This window comes from Pseudomonas meliae, from assembly GCF_001400515.1.
GTDB classification, from domain to species: Bacteria; Pseudomonadota; Gammaproteobacteria; order Pseudomonadales; family Pseudomonadaceae; genus Aquipseudomonas; species Aquipseudomonas amygdali.
In genome coordinates this window covers 1-786 of record NZ_LJQT01000259.1, presented here as the reverse complement: position 1 = coordinate 786, position 786 = coordinate 1, and the positions used below count along the sequence as shown (strand labels likewise).

1 protein-coding gene and 1 pseudogene are annotated in these 786 nt (G+C 55.0%); one reads left to right on the top strand and one right to left on the bottom strand.

Features of this window, described 5'->3' with window-relative positions:
• A pseudogene (locus ALO64_RS26335) lies at positions 1-197 on the bottom strand (hypothetical protein); the annotation flags it as partial.
• Between the two features lie 64 nt (positions 198-261).
• Between ALO64_RS26335 and ALO64_RS12060 the strand changes: the two are divergent.
• Positions 262-741, top strand: coding sequence for an Lrp/AsnC family transcriptional regulator (locus tag ALO64_RS12060; RefSeq protein WP_044345120.1), 480 nt, complete (start codon positions 262-264; stop codon positions 739-741).
• Positions 742-786: the final 45 nt, after the last annotated feature.

The window sequence follows — 786 nt, the reverse complement described above, 5'->3', positions numbered from 1 at the left end:
AAACTTGATCGGAGAATCCAAAGCAATGCAGGCTCGGCTGCAGCAACAATTTGGTAGCGCGCACAGCATGCCGCATTGCTGGATGACCAGTTGTCGGGACGCTGCAAGGGGGCGGTAACGGCTTCAAGGTCAGGCATGTGGATACTCCAGAACAGTGGGAAAATCTTTACATGCCAAAAAAGAAATTTCTGGTCCATCATCATCTGGATTAGGCTTCATTGGACTTGTTAATGCGTAAAAAGCCAATGCGGAAAATTAATTATGCAAACCGAGCTGGACGTTTACGACCGCAAGATTCTGGCGCTGCTACAAGAGGACGCGTCGCTCTCCAGCGCGCAGATTGCCGAGCAGGTCGGCCTCTCGCAATCGCCTTGTTGGCGGCGCATTCAGCGGCTCAAGGATGAAGGGGTCATTCGTCGTCAGGTTGCGTTGCTGGATCGCAAGAAAATCGGCCTGAACACACAGATTTTCGCCGAGGTAAAACTCAACGCCCACGGGCGCTCCAACTTCACCGAGTTCACCGACTCGATTCGTGGCTTCCCGGAGGTGTTGGAGTGCTATCTACTGATGGGGGCGGTGGATTTTCTGCTGCGCATCGTGACGCCGGATATCGAGGCATACGAGCGGTTCTTCTTCGAAAAGCTGTCGCTGGTGCCCGGCATCCAGGAAGTGAACTCGACAGTGGCGCTGTCCGAGATCAAATCCACCACCAGCCTGCCGCTGCTGCGCCAGGGTGGCTGAACGTGCGCTTTTGACCATCCCGCATGCTCAAGATCGGACGCAGAG